Origin of the sequence: Eubacterium sp. An3 (genome assembly GCF_002159465.1) — a bacterium.
GTDB classification, from domain to species: domain Bacteria; phylum Bacillota; class Clostridia; order Lachnospirales; family Lachnospiraceae; genus Anaerobutyricum; species Anaerobutyricum stercoris.
Genome location: NZ_NFIR01000004.1, coordinates 132097 through 151576 on the forward strand (window position 1 = coordinate 132097; position 19480 = coordinate 151576).

General features: G+C 45.9%; 11 protein-coding genes. 3 read left to right on the plus strand and 8 right to left on the minus strand.

Annotated elements, in window-relative coordinates; translation table 11 throughout:
• Positions 1-15 precede the first annotated feature (15 nt).
• From metK to B5F87_RS06185, 6 genes are all read right to left on the minus strand, one after another.
• Complete coding sequence (gene metK, locus B5F87_RS06160) at positions 16-1206, minus strand: methionine adenosyltransferase (protein ID WP_087278335.1); 1191 nt, start codon at positions 1204-1206, stop codon at positions 16-18.
• A 13-nt stretch (positions 1207-1219) separates the two neighbouring features.
• Positions 1220-2533, minus strand: coding sequence for a UDP-N-acetylglucosamine 1-carboxyvinyltransferase (locus tag B5F87_RS06165; protein WP_087278337.1), 1314 nt, complete (start codon positions 2531-2533; stop codon positions 1220-1222).
• Between the two features lie 305 nt (positions 2534-2838).
• A complete protein-coding gene (locus tag B5F87_RS06170) occupies positions 2839-3417 on the minus strand; it encodes a flavin reductase family protein (RefSeq protein ID WP_087278340.1) in 579 nt (192 codons plus the stop codon).
• A 22-nt stretch (positions 3418-3439) separates the two neighbouring features.
• Positions 3440-3853 carry an HIT family protein gene (locus tag B5F87_RS06175; RefSeq protein ID WP_087278343.1) on the minus strand — a complete coding sequence of 138 codons (414 nt, stop codon included), beginning with the start codon at positions 3851-3853 and terminating at the stop codon, positions 3440-3442.
• Between the two features lie 29 nt (positions 3854-3882).
• Positions 3883-5886: an alpha amylase C-terminal domain-containing protein gene (locus tag B5F87_RS06180; protein WP_158096977.1), complete on the minus strand. Its 2004-nt coding sequence runs from the start codon at positions 5884-5886 to the stop codon at positions 3883-3885.
• Between the two features lie 96 nt (positions 5887-5982).
• Positions 5983-6891, minus strand: coding sequence for a tyrosine-protein phosphatase (locus B5F87_RS06185; protein ID WP_087278350.1), 909 nt, complete (start codon positions 6889-6891; stop codon positions 5983-5985).
• A gap of 288 nt (positions 6892-7179) precedes the next feature.
• Between B5F87_RS06185 and B5F87_RS06190 the strand changes: the two genes are divergently transcribed.
• Positions 7180-7614, plus strand: a complete 435-nt coding sequence (locus B5F87_RS06190; RefSeq protein WP_087278354.1) for a hypothetical protein — start codon at positions 7180-7182, stop codon at positions 7612-7614.
• A 106-nt stretch (positions 7615-7720) separates the two neighbouring features.
• Here B5F87_RS06190 and B5F87_RS06195 read toward each other — a convergent pair whose 3' ends face one another.
• Positions 7721-13555 carry a leucine-rich repeat protein gene (locus B5F87_RS06195; protein WP_087278357.1) on the minus strand — a complete coding sequence of 1945 codons (5835 nt, stop codon included), beginning with the start codon at positions 13553-13555 and terminating at the stop codon, positions 7721-7723.
• A 580-nt stretch (positions 13556-14135) separates the two neighbouring features.
• Here B5F87_RS06195 and B5F87_RS06200 point away from each other — a divergent pair.
• Both B5F87_RS06200 and B5F87_RS06205 read left to right on the plus strand, forming a co-directional pair.
• The gene (locus B5F87_RS06200; RefSeq protein WP_087278359.1) at positions 14136-15419 is read left to right on the plus strand and encodes an AAA family ATPase; all 1284 of its coding nucleotides are present in this window, start codon (positions 14136-14138) and stop codon (positions 15417-15419) included.
• Positions 15420-15429: 10 nt separating this feature from the next.
• A complete protein-coding gene (locus tag B5F87_RS06205; protein WP_087278362.1) occupies positions 15430-16101 on the plus strand; it encodes a hypothetical protein in 672 nt (223 codons plus the stop codon).
• A gap of 39 nt (positions 16102-16140) precedes the next feature.
• On the opposite strand, the gene B5F87_RS06210 is transcribed toward B5F87_RS06205, so the two are convergent.
• Positions 16141-19458, minus strand: coding sequence for a glycoside hydrolase family 2 TIM barrel-domain containing protein (locus tag B5F87_RS06210; RefSeq protein ID WP_087278365.1), 3318 nt, complete (start codon positions 19456-19458; stop codon positions 16141-16143).
• Positions 19459-19480 lie beyond the last annotated feature (22 nt).

Sequence of the window (19480 nt, forward strand, 5' to 3'; positions counted from 1 at the left end):
CCTCCGGCATCTGCCTTACGCCAGATATGCTTTCAGCATGTCCACCTTGTCCAGCTTCTCCCACGGAAGATCAAGATCATTACGTCCAAAATGTCCGTAAGCGGCTGTCTGTTTGTAGATCGGACGTCTGAGATCAAGCATCTTGATAATGCCTGCCGGACGCAGATCAAAATGCTCGCGAATGATATCCACCAGTTTCTCCTCAGATAATTTTCCGGTTCCAAAGGTATCTACCATGATGGACGTCGGCTGAGCAACGCCGATGGCGTAAGATAACTGAATCTCACATTTGTCAGCCAGACCGGCTGCCACGATGTTCTTTGCCACGTATCTTGCCGCGTACGCCGCGGAACGGTCTACCTTAGTGCAGTCCTTTCCGGAGAAAGCGCCGCCGCCGTGACGGGCGTATCCGCCATAAGTATCTACGATAATCTTACGTCCTGTCAGTCCGCTGTCACCGTGCGGTCCGCCGATAACGAAACGTCCTGTCGGATTAATGAAGTATTTGGTATCCTCGTCCACCATGTCCTGCGGAATGATGGCGTCGAACACATATTTCTTAATGTCCTCATGAATCTGCTCCTGCGTCACATCCGGGTCATGCTGTGTGGAAAGAACCACAGCGTCCAGGCGGGCAGGCTTGCCATTCTCGTCGTACTCAACGGTAACCTGCGTCTTACCGTCCGGACGAAGATATGGCAGAGTACCGTCTTTTCTTACCTTGGTAAGCTGAAGCGCCAGTTTATGGGCAAGAGCGATCGGGTAAGGCATATATTCTTCTGTCTCATTGGTAGCGTAACCAAACATCATACCCTGGTCGCCGGCTCCGATAGCTTCCAGCTCCTCATCGGACATCTTATTCTCCTTCGCCTCCAGCGCTTTGTCAACGCCCATGGCAATATCCGGAGACTGCTCATCAAGGGCAACGATCACGCCGCAGGTATCTGCGTCAAAACCGTATTTACCTCTGGTATATCCAATCTCTTTTACCGTATCACGAACAATCTTCTGAATGTCCACGTACGCATTGGTGGTCACCTCTCCCATGACAAGCACCAGACCTGTCGTCATAGCTGTCTCACAGGCCACACGGCTCATCGGGTCTTTCTCCATCAACGCATCTAAAATCGCATCTGAAACCTGGTCGCACATCTTATCCGGATGTCCTTCTGTCACGGATTCAGAAGTAAACAACACTCTTTCCATTTTCCTTCACTCCTTAGCTGACCGTTCCGGTCTTAAAAATAAACTTATTGGCGTCCTTCTCGGAATCCACTTTTTCAATCATGCCTCCGAGCGCGCGCAATTTCTCATCAAAGCGTTCGTAACCTCTCTGGATATAGCCAATCTGCGTCACCGTCGTATATCCCTCTGCTGCCAGTCCGGCAATCACGAGAGCCGCTCCTGCACGAAGGTCCGGCGTCTCCACAGTAGCTCCTGTGTACTTCTCCACGCCGGAAATAATAGCCGTATTACCGTCAACCACTTTAATGTTGGCGCCCATGCGGCGCATCTCCTCCACGTAGCGGAACCGGTTTTCAAAAATACTTTCCGTAATGATGCTGGTTCCCTTCGACAGTCCCAGAGTCACCGCAATCTGCGGCTGCATATCTGTCGGGAATCCCGGATACGGCAGCGTCTTGATCTGGGTGTGTTTCAGCCTGCGGGTTGCCACAACCCGCACAGCGTCATCAGATTCCTCCACCTCTGCACCGATCTCGCTGAGCTTGGCAGAAATCGCTTCCAGATGTTTCGGAATGACATTCTTGATAAGAACATCTCCTCTTGTCGCCGCTGCTGCCATCATAAAGGTTCCCGCCTCAATCTGGTCCGGGATGATCGAATACTCCGTATCGTGGAACTTCTCCACACCTTTGATACGAATCACATCGGTTCCCGCACCTTTGATGCTGGCGCCCATGCTGTTCAGGAAATTGGCAACATCCACAATATGCGGCTCCTTGGCCGCGTTCTCAATGATGGTGTTGCCATGAGCCAGCGATGCCGCCATCATGATATTGATGGTCGCACCGACAGATACCACATCAAGATAGATGTGGCTGCCCCGCAGCTCCTCCGCGTCAACCATAATGATGCCGTGCTCAATCTTTACCTCGGCGCCCAGCGCACGGAATCCCTTAATATGCTGGTCGATCGGCCGGCTTCCAATCTCACATCCGCCCGGCAGAACGACCTTCGCCTTCTTATACTTGCCCAGAAGGGCACCTATTAAGTAGTAGGACGCCCGGATCTTTCTTATATATTCATTATCCACCAGCAGTTCCCCGCTGGAATCGATATATTTACCGCTGATCAAAACTTCATTGTCACCTTTGCGGACCACTGTGGCCCCGATCTGCTCCATGGCCTGAAGCAGAACATTCGTATCTCTGACATTCGGCATATTGTCGATGAGACACTGCCCGTCTGTCATGATGGCTGCCGCCAAAATTCCCAGTGCTGCGTTCTTGGCACCTCCGATCACCACTTCACCAACTAACGGAGTACCACCCTTAATAATATACTGTTCCATTCTTGCACCTCTATATCTATATCAAACCAAAACTAATTATCAAACTCAAAAAACGCCGGGTAAACCGGCACTGCTCTGCTGCACTCCGGATATGACAATCTGCCCAAACTATGCAGTCAATCCATCAATTCAAAACTCGTCATACGGTCTCTGAGACCGTGGTCATATCCTTCGGCTCTCCTCAGAATAATAAAGCGCTGCTTTATCCTGATCTCTGTACGAATACAGATACAATCAATAACTCATTATATCAAGAATGTTTCTTTTTGTAAATTCATAATTTAGATTTTGTAAAAACAATACATTTATCTTTTTTTCTTTTTTCTCTTTCTGACAGAATATCCAAAAGTACCGATAAAATTGCCAATATCACAATAAATACCATGTGAATAGACCAGCGGATTCGCCCTCTCCAAATGAAACGTACCTTTTTCATCCATATAGCGATCGTCAACGGTCACATGTACCACGTCAGCCAGAAACATATGATGTGATCCCAGCTCCAATACATCTCTGACTCTGCATTCTATGTTCACGGGGCTGTCCTCTATGACCGGCACATTTACTTTGGCAGCGTCTCTCCGGGTCAATCCTGTGACTTCAAACTTATCCACATCTTTTCCGGAACGGACACCGCAGTAATCCACCGCTCTTGCCATATCCGCAGTGGTCAGGTTCACCACAAACTCCCCGCTGTCCTTCAGCGCGTGATAAGAATATCTCTCCGGACGCACAGAAATATAGAGCATGGGCGGATTGGTACACACCGTGCCCACCCAAGCGATGGTGAGCATGTTATCCCTTCCTTCGGCATCCCTCACTGTTACCAGTACCGCCGGAAGCGGGTACAACATATTTCCCGGTTTAAAATCAATCTTTCCCATGCTCTCTTCCTTCTTTCCTTAATTATATGGCTTTTCTGATCGCTGCGCGGATCTCTTCCAGCTGCGCTTCTTCAGATTCATGCGGCGTCCACGCAAGCTGCACTCCGTCATCCTTATAACGAGGAATCAGATGCAGGTGGAAATGAAATACAGTCTGTCCCGCAATCTCCCCGTTATTCTGAACAATATTCAGTCCCTCACATCCCAGCGCGTCTCTCATGGCGCGGGCGATGCAGGTTGCCAGTGAAAACAGTTTTCCGGCTGTTTCCGCATCCAGATCGTAAATGTTATCGAAGTGCTCCTTTGGAATAATCAAACAGTGGCCTTTTGTTGCCGGATTCACATCGAGAATCACTCTGAAATGACTATCCTCATAAACTGTTGCCGACGATATTTTCCCTCTGGCTATTTTGCAAAATAAACAATCATCTTTCATCGTTTCTCACACCTTTCCTTTTTGTCTCACTAAACACTGTGAAATGCAGGACCAAAGCCAAAAATCAACGCGGATTCCGGCGGCAGGGAAACCGTCATGGAATATGGCCTGAAATCGCACGGCTGCCGTGTGACAACCGGCTGCTGACTTACAAAACGTCCTTTGCCCCCGAACTCTGCGGCATCACTGCTGATCAGCAGACTATATCTGCCAAAGGACGGAACGCCAATACGATACGACGGCAGAGTCTCCTTATTAAAATTACAGATGAACAGAAAATGTTCCTCGCTGGAAGAACTCTTTCTGATAAAACTGATCACAGAGGAAACTGCATCCATACCATTGACCCACTCAAAAATCTGCTCCTCCGCGCCGCAGCTATGCAAAGCCGGATATGTACGGTACATTTCCAACAGGCGGTACAGGTACTCTTTTATCTTTACGTCCCTGACAGCGTCCGAGAGAATTTTCTTTCCCGGTATACCCGTCAAAAATGCATAAGACAATTTCGCCTCTGATAACATATCATAATAAACCTCCTCCGACTTGTCAATCGAAGTTTGATGCAGATCGTCCTTATTTTTATAATCCAGCAAAAGCAGCGAGCGTTCCAGTCCCGGTTTCTGCAGCGGCAGCGTCAGCTTAAAATGCGCCCGTTTCCTCCCTGTCTGATCCCTGGACAAATAATGATCCAGACTCCATTTTATATGGTAATTCCAGTAAAAATCAAAAACTTCATCTTTCATGTCCGTGACATCAGAACCCGGCTTACGAAGATTCTGCTCATCAGAAATAATGATCACTCCCGGAGCTTCCTCCCGGATCATTATCATGGCCTGCCTGAGAATTGCCCTGCGGCTCTCATCATCCAGTCCGAACTCTCCGTCTTCCCCGCCCTCTCTCACTTCTATATCATTGAATATGTTATCCCACGGACGGCAGTCGCCGGCAAGGCCGTCAAAAGCAAAACCGTCAATATGGTATTCCTTTGTCCAGAAAAGCAGATTGGACAGCACAAAATCTGCCACCTGCGGCTTCTCAAAAGGAATCGATTCCAGCGAAACCTCCATCAGCACTCCAATCCCTTTTTTATGCGCCCGCTGCACCATTCTCCGGAATTCGTCCGGTTCTCCACCATACGCCGGGGGCACAAAAAAATCTCCGCCGTCTGAATATGGATTATATTGCTGCACTGCGTTTTTTCTTTTCCTGCTCATCAGTACATGCGTAAAAACATCCTCATATACTTCTTCCATCTCTGCCGGATCTCTGTCAGAAATATTATAAATAACCATCGGGCTGTTCCTGACATCTGCCTGACCTCTTTTTTCCATCCAGAGATCATCTTCCCACCGAAAACCATATATATCTAATATTTTCGATATCTTTTCCGACTGACGCGCCGTCCCATAAGGATCCGCCACGCGCATTATCTCTCCCTGCATCGTTTTCACTTCGTACTGATATCCGGTTCCTTCTGTGACCTCAGGAAGAAAAATCTCATAAATATCTGAGTGGCCCATGCGGTTCATATAGCAAAGTCTTCCATCCCAGTGATTAAAATCTCCCACCAGACTGACACGCTGCGCGCGCGGCGCCCAGACCGCGAAATAAATTCCTCTCACGCCGTCAATCTCCATAGGATGGCATCCCATTTTCCGATAAGCGTTTCTCCACCTGCCGCGAAGAAATTCCTGTTCCTCTTCCTCCGTGATCTGACAGGAAAAACTATACGGATCATAGTGGGTAATCTTTTTCCCTCCGCGCAGATATATCTCAAGCTGATAAGAAAATATTTCCCTGTGGGGTAAAAATAATGCAAAAACCGGCTGCCTTTCAACCATATCCATCTCATAGATCTTTCCGCCGCCAGCCAGCAGCCTCATGCGTACCGCATCGGGATGATACGCAGCAATCACTTGCCCTCCGGCAATCAAATGTCTTCCAAGCAGATGCCTGGGCATGGAATATTTCCCGAAAACCAGTTTCATGACCTTGTCCTGTTTTAATACCTGCCCAATCTCATATCTCATTTTTTCACCCCCCGGATCTGTTTCCATGCAAAACAAAGAAAAGCCATGGACAGACTACCTCTCCGGCAGACATCCTGGCTTTTCTCTGTTCGTATTTTATGATCTCAGATACAGCGTCTTCAATCTCACAATATTATCCACATGCAGTTCGACTGCCTTCTGCAGATAGTTATCCACACTGATATAATCCTTTTCAATAGCATCAAAAAATGCTTCTATATAACAGTTCTTCACTCCGAAGATCTTCCGGGCAAGTTCCTGATACTCCCGATTGCCCGGAACCTTTTCCGGGAACAGCTTCTCCAGAATATAATCTACCGTATCCTCCGAGGATTCCTCCACGGACGCATAATAATCAACGATCTGTTCTTTTGGAACACCCAGCGCATATAACAACAGCGCACAGCAAATACCGCTTCTGTCCTTACCTGCCCCGCAATGCCAGAGCACCGCGCCGCCTCTACGGTTCACCAGCAGTGAGAAAAACTGCTTGATCTGTTTCTGAATCACCTGGTTATTCACAAACTTATGATAAATCCTTGCCATGTAAGCATCGGGATCAAACTTCTCCTTCTGAATCATCTCCCGAACCGCTTCCACAGCTGCATTCTCCGTCTCTCCCATCTTCTCCCAGCGATGGTTCAAAATAAACAACGCCTTAAGATGCTTCTCCAGAATCTCCTTCTCTCCAGGAGTAAATACACCGGCCCCCTGAATGTCTTCCTTAAAAATAGGATTCCATATGTTCGCAATCCCTTTTATCTCGGGATCCGGAAACTTTATCCTCTCCATCTGCGTACGCAGATCCACAATCAGCTTCACTCCGTACTGATCCCGCAGAACCTCGATATCCTGCTGCGTCGCCCCGCAAAGCTGTCCGCATTTAATCAGACATCTGTTCCGGATACGCTTTCCATCCGCCGTCTCAATGCCTCCCAGATCTCTGGCATTCTTCACTCCCTGTAAAGGTATCTTTCCCATAATGACCCCCGTTTCTTCTGTCATACAATCTCCGGTAATCCTTCAAACATGTTGTCATGCCAAACCGAAATAACTACAAAATCTATATTGATATTATAGTAATATATTCCTCTAAAGTCAATGAAAAAAGGGTGGAGACATACTCTCAAAAAACGCACCCCAGACTTGCCATTTTCCTCCGTTTGTTATACTATATCAGTATAGGACTTTATTAACACATTGTTTACTGTGATTTTACTTATACACCTCATAAGTCTGCTCCGGTATTCAAATTCATAAGCATAAGACTCCCTTCCGAAAGGAGGATATCCATTGCATAAAAGAAAAAAGAACATCCTAATCGCAGCAACCGCAGCGACGTCCATCGGTTTACTCTGCCTGCTGTCAAAAACACATACTAAACATCCTTCACCGTCATCACAGAACAACGATGAGATTCACTCTCATTTATACGGTACATATCAGAAAAATGCTTTTGATGACGCAGAATACCTTGCCGTAATACCTTCATCTCCTGATGAAGACTCCTCCGGCAAATTTCAATGGTACACCATTGAAGATATTATCCTTAACGAAGGAACCTATCATATTCACGAAAATAAATATGTTGTTTTTTATACAAACGGCAGAAAAATCGCTGTTATCGAAAACAAGGACGGACATTATTTTCTGTCCGACGGCTCTGCTCCGCCGCAGGAGCTCCTGAAAATATCTCCTGAGGCCATAGTCTGTCACCCGGTGAACTGAACATATTTTTCTGCTGCCCTTCCGCACATTGCTGTAGAACTCAAATATCAATGACAGAAACGCCCTGCAGCTTCCGGACAGAAACTGCAGGGCATTCGTCAGACTCTTATCTTATTTTTGCTTTACCGGATAATCCTCTTTTCTTTAAAATCTTCGGATAAGTTTTTTTACATTTCTTAGGAACTTTCACTGTCAGCTTACTGTAGTTTTTGCTTCCAGCTTTTGTAAATGCCTTGGCTCCTACAGTTTTTGTCTTGAGCTTTGTGGTCTTTATGGTGACCTTTTTCAGTTTCTGACAACCGAAGAATGCTTTCTTTCCTATCTTTGTAACATTTCTTCCAATGACCACAGAGGTCAGTTTTTTATTATTTTTAAATGCATTGTTTGCTATGGAAGTCACCTGATAACGAACTCCATCGACCACTACCGTATCCGGAACATTTACGGTCTTTTTATTTGAATTGGCGCTTCCGCGGTACTCTACAGTACGTCCCTGACTGATCACTTTATACGTGTCTCCCGTGGATGGATTTTCAATAACCGCGCCGGCCGGGGCAGCTCCGGATGAAGCCTGCTGTTTACTGTCAGACGTCTGGGACGATCCGCCCGCTGTATTTCCTGATGAAGAGCCGTTTGTTCCGCCATTCACCTGATTACCAGAATCAGATGGACCTGTATTACCTCCCTGCCCTGGATTATTACCCTGTCCGGTATCATCCGTCGGTTTTCCTGTGGCAGGTATACGCTCTGTTCTTTCTGCACCACAATTCTGACAGGTATACGTCATCACACCGTCCGAATCCGCAGTAGCCTCTTTGGTAACTTCTCCATCATCCCACCGGTGCCCGGTGGCAGGAATGACCGTTCCATCTTCCACTTTCTCACCACATACGGTACAATACACATCTCCCGTATATCCATTTTCCGTACATTTCGCTTCTTTCGTATTTCTGATTTCACGCTTACTCTCATCGGTATGCTTGCAGATTATGGAAATAGAAATATACTTCTCCGCTTTATTGTAAGCGGCTGTTTCGGAAGCAGTCACAACAATATTCGTCTTACCGATTCCAACAATGGTGACCTTACCGTCTCCTGATACTGTGACTACATTTTCATCTTCGGAACGATAGCTGAGACTGCCGTCTCCCTGGGTCAGCTGTGCATCCAGGATAAAGTTTTCATCGCCGTACGTTTTCTCATAGGAAGCTGTTCCCGAAATAACCTGCGGCAATTTCTGCGTTCCATCTGCTGTTATGCTGCTGACTTTGAATCCCCATGCAGTTCCTGCATCATCAGAAACAAGCTGGAGCTTCACAGTATTTCCCGGCACATGGATAGTCTGCCCTGCCAGCTTTGTTCCAGTATATTGACCGATTTCTTCACCTGTGGCATTGAAAATATACAGATAATCAAACTTGTCTTCCATCTCCGTCTGTGCATCAAATGTTACACTTAAGCCATCTGCTCCATTCAGTGTATATACCCAGAAATCCGAGCAGTTATTCGCATACGGATGCGTACTTTCCATCTCAGAAACATCTGCTGCCACATGGGCGGTGTTTTTGACGGTCACAGAACAGGTACTGCTCACTCCGCTGCCATCCTGCGCCTTCACAGTGATAGTAGCATTTCCTTTCTTCAATGCAGTAACCAGTCCGTTTTCATCCACAGATGCAATCTTTTCATCGGAAGAACTCCACCGCACACTCTTATCCGCCGCATCAGACGGTGATACTCTTGCCGTCAGCTGATAAGTATCCAGTGCGTCCATTTCCAACGTTTTTTTATCTAAAGATATCGATGTGACTGGCTGCACCACCGTCACGCTGCAGCTGGCAGAAACGTTTCCCACCTGCACTTTCACTGTCGCTTCACCGACAGACTTTGCACTGATTTGTCCGCTGTCATCCACAGTCACCACATCTGGGTCGGATGATTTCCACGTAACTTCGTCTGTAAAATCAGCCGGGGTCACAGTCATGACCAGCTTTCCTTTATCACCCTTGTTCAATTTTAACTCTGACTGGCTCAGAGTAACTTCCTCTGCATTGACCTCCTTATTCACAAACTTCATACCCTGCTCATTGGCAAAGGTCTCCGCATAACTTCCCGCCACGCCGTATACCGTCATCTTTGACGGATAGCTGAAGGCGGTGGCGTCAATGCTCGTTGTGGCACGAGGAATCGTAATCTCCATCAACGCCACACAGTTTTTAAATGCGTTAGCTCCCACTGTGGCTGTTCGATATGGAAGGACAATGGATTGCAGCACATCGCAGTGTTCAAAGGCCGAAGACGGAATGGATGTGATTCCTGTTCCCAGAGTAACATCGGTAAGGGCATCGCAGTCGTAGAAAACTTTTGTTTCAAAAGTCGTTACTGCATTCGGCAAAATTATGTTTGTTAATCCATCACAGTTGGCAAATGCTCCCTCTCTCAATATTGAAATTGTCACTGGCAGTTCAACATCAGCTAATACTTTACAATTTTCAAATGCATAATCATCAATTTCTACTAACTGATTACTTAACGTTATCTTTTTTAAATTCGTACAATCTTTAAATGCACGATTCTGAATTATTGTTACTGTATCTGGTAATACTATTTCTTCTAACGCAGAACAACCGCTAAATATATATGGTGTAATTTTTATAACATTCTTTGGTATATTAATTTTATTCAAAGATGCACAATTAGAAAAGCAATATTTACCTAGATTGTTTGTAGCCGCTGGTATCTTTATTTCTGTAAGTATACTGCACTCTGCAAATGCATATTCTCCTATTTCCAATACATTTTGAGGTATTATAATTTTTGTAAGTCCTGAACATTTTTGAAATGCGGCTGCTTCTATTGTGGTAATACTTTCTGGCAAATCAACTTCCTCTAATGCACTATTTTCATAGAAAAGACGTGCCAAAACTGTAGTCGTTCCTTCTTCCAATGTTGCTTTCTGAATATTACTTCCGTTAAATGGTCCTTCCCGGTCTCCCGGTTGTTCCCACGTATACCCCACCTCCTCTAATGATTTAGGTATTTCTATTTCTGTCACTCCCGTATTTTTATCTAAAATACAGCGTCCGATATATGTTAAACTATTTGGCAATTCTAATGAATCCAGACCTGTATTAGCAAAAGCTGCATCTTCTATTCTTTTCACTGAATCAGGTATTTCTAACTTTCTTAAATTTGTACAGTCTGCAAATGCATTTTCTCCCAACTTTACTACGTCCCGTGGTATTGTTATTTTGATAATACCTGAACACTTTTGAAATGCAGCCCCTTCTATTGTGGTTATACTTTCTGGCAAACTGATTTCTTCTAACGCTCTATTTTCATAGAAAAGGTGCGCTAAAACTGATGTTGCTCCTTCTTCTATTGACGCTTTTTGAATGTTACTTCCGTTAAATGGCCCTTCCCGGTCTCCCGGTTGTTCCCACGTATACCCCACCTCCTCTAATGATTTAGGTATTTCTATTTCTGTCACTCCTGTATTTCCATCTAAAATACAACGTCCAATATATGTTAAGCTATTTGGCAATTTTAATGAATCCAGATTTGTATTAGCAAAAGCTGCATCTTCTATTCTTTTCACCGAATCTGGTATTTCCAACTTTATTAAATTCGTACAGCCTGCAAATGCATATTCACCAAAACTTATCACGTTTGGGGGTATCATTATTTCCGTAACTCCTGTGCATTTCTCAAATGCTGAACCTTCTATCGTAGTAATACTTTCCGGTAAATTAATTTCTTTTAATGCACTATTTTCATAGAAAAGGTGCGCTAAAACTGATGTTGCTCCTTCTTCTATTGACGCTTTTTGAATATTACTTCCATTAAATGGCCCTTCCCGGTCTCCCGGTTGCGCCCAAGTATATCCCACTTCTTCTAATGATTTAGGTATTTCTATTTCTGTTACTCCTATATTTCCATCTAAAATGCAACGTCCAATATATGTCAATTCATCTGATAAATCTAAAAATTGCAAACTTGTCCCTGCAAATGCATAATCACCTATCCTCGTCACCGTATCCGGAATCACCACGGAATACAACTCACCTCTGTTCTCAAAAGCTCTGTTTCCTATCGCCACCACTGTATGTCCATCAATCTCCGATGGTATTACTAACGCTGACGCACACCCGGTGTAACCGGTAATCGTCGCGTTGCCGTCGTCGTCGGTGGTATAGGTGAAGACCGGAACGAGAGTTCCGCTGTCGTCCAGGCCGTAGCCACCCCAGGCGCTTCCGTAGCGGGAATTCCATCTGGTGAAGTAGCCGTTGGCATATTCCCAGTTTCTGGTACATGGATAAGTCAGTTTTCCATCCTCGAAGTGGTAGACCACTCGTACAGGACTGTTCTGCAGATTGTAGATATCGTAGGACTGACTGAACGTTTTCTTCGTAAAACCGAAGTCTAGTCCTGCATTTGCACCAACAGATGCGTACATCCACGAGGAGACAGTCATGCAGGTATTTGGTGTTTTTCCGTCGTTGAAAGTTTTGGATAACATTTGCGTTTTTGCGCCCATTTTGGCGTACAGGTTCCCGCTGACCACCGGAAGTTTGGTGAGACCTACAGATGCGGTGACTCCGGCGGATAATTCTGCCCGAGATTGGATGGTAAAGCTCTTTTTCTGGAAGTTTTTCACCAGGCGGAATCCTCCGCTGTTGGAGTATTGAATTCCGGTTCGAAATCCAGTGGTGTAGGATAACGTCACTTCTCCGCTCACGCTGTAATCGACAGATACTTTAATAACACCAACATAAGCCACAGGGATGTTAACGAGATCTATTGATCCATTTCCCATGGAACCGGTGGACACTGTGCCAGTGAAAGTGGCATCTCCATTGGCTTTTACGTAAGCTTCCCCGTCCGCTATGCTCACCTTATAATCTACAGATACCTCAGACAACGTACAGGTTATTGTAAAGGAAGCGCCAGAACTTAATTTAATGGTTTTGGAAGCTTTTATTGCGTCGATATTTTTTGTTCCTGCGATGCGGGCGCTTTTGTACATTTTCCCGTCTTCGTAGGCCTGTGCTTCTGTACCTCCTTCGATGTAGATGATCTCTGTGTCTCCGATGGCTTCCGCTTCTGACAGATCGCCCTCTTCAGTTCCCTGCGCATCCACATTTTCTACAGCTTCGCTGAAATCCGCTTCCTGTGTGACGATGACTGTATCCGCTCCGCTGACAGTAACTTCCTTCGCTGTATATACCTGTGCGGTTCCATCCACATAGACAGCAAATGTATTTCCCTGAACGATTGTCACCGGACAATCGACGATTGTAACATTTTCTTGTTCATCGATTGCAACCTCTGTTCCTTCCGATACTTCGATTACATTTTCTGCAAATGTATACTCGTTATCATAATCTGCATCAATTACTGTGGAAGCCTGTACACGCTGCACATCCGCTTCCATAGCCTTAATTTCTTCCCCGGTCACAGCCTTATCCGGCACAAAATTGCCGTTTTCCAGAACAAACCAGCCGCGATTGACCGCGATCTGCGCGTCTTCCTGCCAGGTTACTTCGGCAACGTCACCATATGTATAAGTCGTGTCATCCAACTTGTAACCAAGACAATAATTCAGCGTGTGCGCCGCAAATTCTCTCGTGGTCACGGCGTCCGGCTCCACATTTTCTCCCGCTTCAATATCAATGATACCGAACTCCGCCGCCATCATAATATCTTTATAGTAAGCATGATCCGGCGTAACATCGGTAAAATAATCATCGGGCATGTTGTCCTCTTCCACAGTGATATCAAACATCACTGTCAGATTATGCAGCCACTGGGCGCGGGTCAAATTTCCATTGCCGTAAATGACGCCTGCTTCTTCGGTATTTTCCGCCATGACATTTTCATGCGGTACTAAAAACAGCAGCAGAGCGAACATTACTACCCATAAAAAATATTTTCTTTTCATATCTTTTTCTCCTATTTGTTATGTTTTTTCACTGCAAATGTTATATTATTTTTCTTTTTCCCCATTCACCTCCCTGCGATTCACCGTTATTCGATTCTATGCATTTCCTGTTCACATCTCCCCTTTTTGTATCAATTTCTGCTTTTGGCTTATAGCTTTATTATAATTTTTTCTCAATTTATATCAATTCCGTCCGCATAATCACCGGGTTTTGTGTAAGAATTTGCACATTTATTCTAAATAATATTTAGAATAAATGTATACCGGGTTTCATTTGAAAGAGACGCCACCGATATTTTGTCAATTTTCATGGGGTCTGTTGTATTTTAATACAAAATATAGTATACTAAAAGCACTTACCACAAAGGGTTGACCTTTTAACGAAGTTAGAATTACCACTCCGTATTGTGCCAAAGTTTCGGGGTGGTTTTTCTATACTTTCAGAACATTATCGTTTTTGATCATGTCATAAATATATTATCTAGTACATCAAACAACACCGAAAAACGACACATAAAAAAATAAAATATGGTATACTCATAAAATAACAGCAGACAATATTTCCTGAAAGGAGTTATCAATGTATTTAAACACTATCGCTCTTCATAACTTCAGATGCTTCGAAGAATTAAATATACATTTCAATCCTCGTTTATCCGTTATTGTAGGAAATAATGGTTCTGGTAAGTCAACTGTTCTGGAAGCTGCTGCCATCGCCGCCGGCACTTTGACAGCCGCAATGGATGGACTAACAAATTACGGCATAAAAAAAAGCGATGCTCATTATAAATATTTTAATATGGGAAGTGTGATCGACGTCCAGCCTCAATTTCCTGTAAGTATTGAGGCAAACGGCATTATAGATAATAAAAGTATCAGTTGGACAAGGACACTGAATTCCGCCAAAGGCCGCGGCAGTCTGTCCAATGCAAAAGAATTAACTTCCATCGCATTGGAATATCAACAGAGAATGAGGCAGGGTGATTCCCAGTTAATACTTCCTGTTATCTCCTATTATGGAACAGGGCGACTGTGGAACCAGCATCGGGAAAAGAAAAATGATACATTTGAAAAAAATACCCGCACAAACGGATACATTAACAGTCTTGATGGAGCGGCCAATGATAAATTGATGATAAAGTGGTTTCAGAAAATGACCATTCAGCAATACCAACGCCAAACGCCCATACCAGAATTGAATGCCGTCTGCCATGCTATGGAACAATGTTTTCAGGCCATCACCGGATATTCTGATATAAAAATCCAGTTTAATCTAGATACCAATGAAATTGATGTTATCTACACAGATAATATCCAGCAGCCTGTGCGTATCCCATTACTTCAATTGAGCGATGGTTATAAATGTACCATCAGCTTAATTGCTGATATCGCTTATCGCATGGCCATATTGAATCCGCAATTACTGGATAATGTTGTATCAGAAACACCAGGCGTCATCCTGATTGATGAAATTGACCTTCATCTTCATCCCTCATGGCAGCGTAGAATTCTGAACGACCTTACTACTATTTTCCCAAAGGTGCAATTTATTGTCAGTACTCACGCACCTGCGGTCATCAGCTCTATTAAAAGTGAGAGCCTGATTATTTTAAAAGATAACGAAGCAATCAGTGCATCTGATGAGACCTATGGAAAAGACGTGAATACTATTTTTCGTGAAATTATGGAGGTTTCCGAAAGGCCACAACAGATAAAAGTAATGTTTGACCAATTCTATAGTTTCCTTGATGAAAACAGGTATGAAGAAGCCTCAGCAATATTAAATTCTTTAGAATTGGAATTAGGCAGCAATGACGCCGAACTGAATTCCTGCCGTGTAAGACTGGCATTGGAACAATTGTGAGGTGACTGGCATGATTAAAATTACCAAGAAGAGAGAGCCGCGAAAGCTTCTGGAATATCGTCGCTTACCAGGCGCTTCTTATGAAAATATGGACGGACATTTAAAACAGATAATCTTAGAACATTTACTGGAAGAACAAGGTCATCTCTGCGCCTATTGTATGCGACGAATTCCGGAAACAAGAAAACTTCCTGCCGGAGTATCCGGAGCTACAATAGAACATTGGTTTCCGAGAAATCCTGAAAGTAAGGAAGACCACGGACAAGGTCTTGATTATAAAAATATGCTGGCGGTCTGTTCTGGAAATCGTGGTTGCGGAGATAAACGCAATCTCACTTGTGATGCGAAAAGAGGCAATCAACAATTAACTGTCAATCCGTGTAATACCGAAACACTCCGCAGTATTACCTATACATCCAATGGATACATTAAATCTTCCAATCCAATCATTGATCGGGATTTAAATACATATCTTAATCTAAACTGTGAAGCAATTTCATTACCGGAGACTCGAAAACAGGTTTTAAATGCATTAATACAAGACATTAGAAAACATCATCCTACTGGAGATATTAAACAATATTGCCAGCGAAAACTTAACCAAATAAATAATATGGATGATATAAAAATCCCTTTTTCCGGTATCCTAATCTGGTGGCTGGAAAAACATGCTAAAGGCTGAATTTTTACATTCAGCCTTTAGCATATTTTACTTCCAGTTTTAAAACTTCTCCCCCACCCGAAGTCCCAGCTCAAACACAAAATGTTCCGCATCCAGCCGGTATTTCTCCAGCAGTTCCGGACCACAGCTGTTGGAACCGATGCCGCTCTGGGCGTAGTCCAGGCAGAGGACGGTATACGGAGATTTCTCCAGCTCATAATTGTGAGCTTTCGCTGTCAGTTCCTCCTGGGTGTATTCCGATACCTGGAAGGAAAATGTATCTTTTCGCTCGGCGGATTTTCCAGCGATGGCCGGAGCCACAGCCGCAAAGGAGAGACTGTCATTCTCCACGATCACATAGTCGCAGTCATCGTGGGCGCCGTTTTCCTGCGGACGGATATAGTCTTCGTGGAGCGCCTGAACGCTGGTCCCGAAGCGACCGTGCCATCCGGACTGCCGCTTGTCGGCGTAGCTTTCGTTTGGCCCGATACCGCAGTAGGTAACTGCCGTCATGGATTTTGGCAGGAAGAGCCGCAGGCCGAATCGCGGCAGGAACGGGAAGCCCGGTGTGCGTGTCACGTCCAGTCGAACATCAATGCCTCCATCCGGCATGATTGTCCATGTAGCCTGTATATTAAGAATCCGCTGTAAATAGACAGCCGACAGGGAAAGCCGGCTCTCCAGCACGACAGTTCCCGCCGGGAGTTCTTCGTTCATCTGTCCTGCACCATTTAGTTTCTGTCCCGCGCTATTTAGTTTCTGTCCCGCGCCATCTGCCTTTTGGCCCACACAGTATATCTTTGTCTCGTAGGCCCGGCTGACAGTCCGGTCGTATCCCGCCCTGATCCACTGCTTTTTGATGTTGCGGTCGTTGTCCGTCGGCGCCCGCCAGATGTTATATTCCATCGGCTTTTCCAGAAGATTCTGGTTGTGGTATATCATTTCTGAAAATGTACCGGTTCTCTTGTCGTAAACATAGCGCCAGTCCGCCCCCCGAAGAATCACACCTTTGTCGTTTTCTTTGACAGCCACCGGGACAGCCGGATGGATTTGCCGCAATTTTTTCAGAGGGGCTTCCAATGTTCCTGCCGTGATTCCTTCCCGCAGCGCCCGGGCGGTCTGATTCACATTGTCCGCAGTTTCCAGGCAAATCTCATCAAACCCAAGACAGTAATCTGCCGGAAGAATCTCCTGTCGGGAGGCCGCCTCTTCTGTCAGATGGTAAGACAGGAGCAGCGTCGCCTTGCCCCTTTCCGGAACACGCACAGGCAGATACAGGCTGCCGTCGCTGTGAGGAGGAATGTTCAGATCAGCACAGGTTTCCGCCGCTTTCAGTCTGCCAACAGTCCCTTCTTCCACTTCCACTCCGTCGCAGAGCAGTTTCCAGGAAAGGTACAGGTAATCTTTGAGATTCGTAAAATCCATATAATTATGAAGGCACAGCTGACCGCTGCTCTGGTCGTAGGAAACAACCCGTGCCGGACGGTATACGTTTTTGTATTCCAAAAGACCAGTGTGCACCCGGCGGTCCGGATAGACCAGCCCGTCCATGCAGAAGTTTCCGTCGTGCGGGAACTCGCCGCTGTCGCCGCCGTAAGCGTAGACTTTCCGGCCGTCCGGCGTGGTTCCCCGGTCGATGGCATGGTCGCACCACTCCCAGACAAAGCCGCCGCAGACGCCGTCGTACTGCTCCATGAACTGGAAATAATCTTCCAGATCGCCCGGGCCGTTGCCCATGGCGTGACAGTATTCGCATAAAATGTACGGCTTGCGGCCGTCTTCTTCCAGATACTCTTTCATCTCGGCAAGAGACGGGTACATGCGGCTGTACAGATCCAGATTGTCATAATCATATTTTCGGATGCCGGAAACATACCGTGCGCTCTCATAATGCGTCAGCCGTGTATCGTCAAACTGCTTCGTCCAGGCCAGAGCTGCCTCAAAGGTACAGCCATAGGCACATTCGTTGCCCATGGACCAGATGACCACCGAAGGGCGGTTTTTATCCCTCTCCACACAGAGCTGCGCCCGGTCCACCGTTGCCCCGATAAAATCCGGGTTATCGGCGATCACTTCGTTCCAGTGCAAACTCTGGGTATCCCAGTCTTCCGCCTCCATATAGCGTGCGCTGGTGCCATGGCTTTCGTTGTCAGCTTCGTCGATGATATAAAATCCCAGCCGGTCATACAGTTCATAAAAATGCGGTGCATTTGGATAATGGCTGGTACGGATAGCATTTATATTATGTTCCTTCATGAGCCTCAGATCTTTCATGATCTGTTCCTCGCTGATGACAAATCCCGTCACCGGATCACTGTCATGGCGATTGACGCCGCGGAACTTCACCTTCTGTCCGTTGATATACAATACATTTCCTTCTATGTGAATCTCCCGGAAACCGATGTGATCGGTGATCACCTCCCGGGCATTTCCGCAGGCAGTCTCATACACCATGGTATACAGGTACGGCTGCTCGGCGTTCCAGAGGTGCGGATGCTCTACTTCCATGTGCAGGCGTCCATCTTCCGTCTGCTGCTCCGTCACCAGATCGCCAGCAGCATCCAGCAGCCGGCAGCTAACCGGAATTATCTTATCGAAAAATTTGAATGTGATATCAATCTGACCTGCATAATGCTTTTGGCCAGCCGTTGTCTCAGTTGACCCATTACCTTCACCGGCCGATGCCGTCCGCCCGGTTTCTCCCGGCGCCGCTTTCACAAAGTAATCAAAGATTCCCTGCTGCGGCCGCAGCAGCAGATACACATCCCGGAAGATTCCGCTCATGCGGAATTTGTCCTGAGACTCCAGATAGCTGCCGTCGCACCATTTCATCACCAGAACTGCCAGCACATTTTCTCCGTCGCGAAGCTGCTCCGTCACCCGGAACTCGCTGGTACTATGGGACACCTGACTGTAGCCGATGAACTCTCCGTTCATCCACACGTAAAAACAGGAATCCACCCCTTCAAAGTTCAGAAAAGCTTCCGGAGCGTCCGCCTGCCGATGATATTCAAACCGGTAAATGTACGCGCCACAGGGATTATCGTGGGGCACGTACGGCGGGTCCATCGGAAACGGATAGCGGATATTGCTGTACTGATGCCGGTCACATCCATAGTTCTGCCATACGCCGGGCACCGGAACCATTTCAAAGTCCTCCGCCTGGAAACCTTCCTCATAAAATTTTTCTTTCAGATCATAAATGCTCTCGTAATACCTGAACTTCCAGTTTCCGTTCAGCAACAGGAACCGGTCGGAGTTTTGCCTCTTTTCCCCGACCGTATCCACGGAAACCGAAGCCGGGATATAATAAGCCCGGTTCGGCATGGTATTCAGATGAAGCGTCTTCAAATCTTCGTAATAGTTTGGAACAAGCATTTGTCTTCTCCTTCCCCAGTAA